This window comes from Nostoc cf. edaphicum LEGE 07299, from assembly GCF_015207245.1.
Classification (GTDB): Bacteria; Cyanobacteriota; Cyanobacteriia; order Cyanobacteriales; family Nostocaceae; genus Nostoc; species Nostoc edaphicum_B.
The window spans coordinates 1-2,958 of record NZ_JADEXF010000849.1; the positions used below are offsets into that span (position 1 = coordinate 1).

Consider the following 2,958-nt stretch of genomic DNA (forward strand, 5'->3'; position numbering starts at 1 on the left):
CTGCTGCTTGCATCAATGTATCAATATTTTCCCAATTAGCCCCACTCCCGATGAACACTGGCGTGCCATTTGCTGCGCCACAAGCTAGTTCCAAATCTTCTAAGTTAGGAGGACTACCTGTCGCCCAACCCGATAAAATCACTCCGTCTGCTAAACCCCTTTCAATGGTGTCTTTCACCGCGACTGTGAGATTTGGAGAACTCAAAGGACGGGCGTGTTTTACCAACACATCGGCCAGAATTTTAACATCACACCCTAACTCCCGTCGATAGCGGAGTAGTTGATGGGCTTCTCCTTCAATTAATCCTTGATCAGTTGCCATCACGCCTGTGAGGACGTTGACGCGGATAAATTGCGCTTGTACACAGCTAGCGATCGCTATTGCACTTTTGGCATCGTTTCGCAAAACATTTAAGCCTATAGGCAAAGTCACCAAATTCTGTATCCGCTGCACCACAATGGTCATGGCACTCACAACCACTGGATCGACTTGGTTTTTGGTAAACGGCGCGTCGAAAAAATTCTCGACAATCAGACCGTCAACCCCTCCACTTGCTAAGGCTACGGCTTCTTGTTCGGCACGGTCAATCACCGCTTTTAGGCTACCTCCCCAACGGGGCGAGGTAGGCAGTGGTAGCAGGTGAACCACGCCAATAATTGGTGAGCGAGTTTTAAATATCTGATATAAGTCCACGTCTTTAATCCGCCTCGCGGAGTCCAGAGTCCAGAATTTTTTGACTATTGAACGCCAGTTCAACACCACTCCCCTGAAGGTCGGGAACCTCTATATAAGGGTGGCTCTTCAACGGGGAAAATCCCGCACGTGACTGGCCCCTCTTGACCCTTGACTCTTGACTTTTCATTAACTAGTCAAATGTGTTTTATGATAGTCGGTTTGTTGCCTCTTTCCTCAGATGGAAATTGGCGTGAAACCTCCCATAAGATATGTTAAGATAAAACCTGGCTACAAGAGGAGTTTGCCACTCACTAGACGCAAGGCAGCTTTCCGTGGTTTAGGCGTCTTGTCCGCGCATTGTCGTAGGACTTGCCAATCGCCAGGGTAGCATTACTGCTTTATTAGGCGTAGTCGCTTTCGTCGATTTCCCTGAGGGTAGCGACTTCTCACAACAAGCCCTTTGGGCGGCTTCCCGATGGGTAGGTTAACAACGCACACGCTGTGGTAATGTAAAATACCAATAGGCTAATTGTTAAAAAACATTACAAGTGTCAAATGTACCCAAAGACACTTCAATTTACCCTGGGGAACAGATTGATAAAAATATCATAACATGACCTCTATTTTTATTATTGATAGGGTCATAATTCTACGGGCAGTTGCTGACAGTGAGAATCTGCCATCGTACTGTTATTAGAAGGATAGTGATCGGAAAAAAGCGAAATTAGCGCCGGAATGTTGACTACAAGAAAAAAAATGAAGATATTTTCAAAATATGGGTGACAAGCCAACAATTGCCATTTCTCACCTGGGCTGCGAGAAAAATCGAATTGATACAGAACACATGCTGGGAATGCTCGTAGAAGCGGGCTACGGTGTAGATACAAATGAAGAATTAGCAGATTACGTTATTGTTAATACTTGTAGTTTTATTGAAGCGGCCCGGCAAGAATCTGTCAGAACTTTAGTAGAACTGGCAGAGGCAAATAAAAAGATCGTAATCACTGGCTGTATGGCGCAACACTTCCAAGAACAACTTTTGGAGGAGTTGCCTGAAGCAGTAGCCGTTGTGGGTACAGGCGATTATCACAAAATTGTAAATGTAATTGAGCGTGTTGAACTTGGCGAGCGGGTCAAACAGGTTAGTATAGAGCCAACCTACATTGCCGACGAAACTACACCGCGCTATCGTACTACAACGGAGGGCGTTGCTTACCTCCGGGTTGCCGAAGGTTGTAATTATCGCTGTGCATTTTGTATAATTCCTCATCTTCGAGGAAACCAGCGATCGCGTACTATTGAATCTATCGTCGCCGAAGCGGAGCAGTTAGTTAGTCAAGGGGTAAAGGAAATTATTTTAATTTCCCAAATCACCACTAATTACGGTTTGGATATTTACGGTAAGCCAAAATTAGCCGAATTACTTCGCGCTTTGGGGAAAGTAGATATACCGTGGATCAGAATGCATTACGCTTATCCCACGGGACTGACCCCAGATGTAATCGCGGCCATCCAAGAAACACCCAACGTCCTGCCTTATCTGGATTTACCCTTGCAGCATTCTCATCCAGAGATTCTCCGCGCCATGAACCGCCCTTGGCAAGGGCGCGTAAATGATGGGATTATAGATCGCATCAAAACGGCGCTACCAACAGCCGTATTGCGGACAACATTTATTGTTGGTTTCCCAGGAGAAACTGAAGAGCATTTTGAGCATCTACTAGAGTTTGTTCAACGGCATGAATTTGACCATGTTGGTGTCTTCACCTTTTCCTCTGAGGAAAGAACTCCAGCTTATCAGTTGCCAAATCAGTTGCCCCAATCGGTGATGGACGAGCGGCGATACCAACTTATGGAAATCCAGCAACCGATTTCCCAAAAGAAAAATCAACAGGAAGTAGGCAAAATTGTTGATGTCCTGATTGAGCAAGAAAATCCTGAAAGTGGTGAATTAATAGGTCGTTCAGGTAGATTTTCCCCAGAGGTTGATGGTCTGGTGTATGTCAAAGGCCAGGCAAAGTTAGGAACCATCGTGCCAATAGCGATTCACCACGCTGATACATACGACCTCTATGGTCAAGTAGTCAATAACTAAATTGTCCTTTGTCTTTTGTCCTTTGTCTTTTGTTAAATGACCCTTACAGATTCACCCTTATCCCAATATCAATGCTGCATTAATGGCAGTTTTCATGAGGGTTTACCTGAAGTTCGGGGACTCACTCGTGGGCATAGCTTCTCCAAGAGTTGAGGCTTTGCTATCGCCCTTGGCTGACTAACTAGCC

Annotated in this window: 2 protein-coding genes; one reads left to right on the top strand and one right to left on the bottom strand. The window is 45.4% G+C overall.

Annotated features, from left to right (window positions below; all coding sequences use genetic code 11):
• Positions 1–694: photosystem I biogenesis protein BtpA (gene btpA / locus IQ229_RS21610; RefSeq protein ID WP_194047251.1), on the bottom strand; the 694-nt coding region annotated here is incomplete at its 3' end.
• 757 nt (positions 695–1,451) lie between these two features.
• On the opposite strand from btpA, the gene rimO reads away from it, so the two are divergent.
• A complete protein-coding gene (gene rimO / locus IQ229_RS21615; RefSeq protein ID WP_194047253.1) occupies positions 1,452–2,771 on the top strand; it encodes a 30S ribosomal protein S12 methylthiotransferase RimO in 1,320 nt (439 codons plus the stop codon).
• Positions 2,772–2,958: the final 187 nt, after the last annotated feature.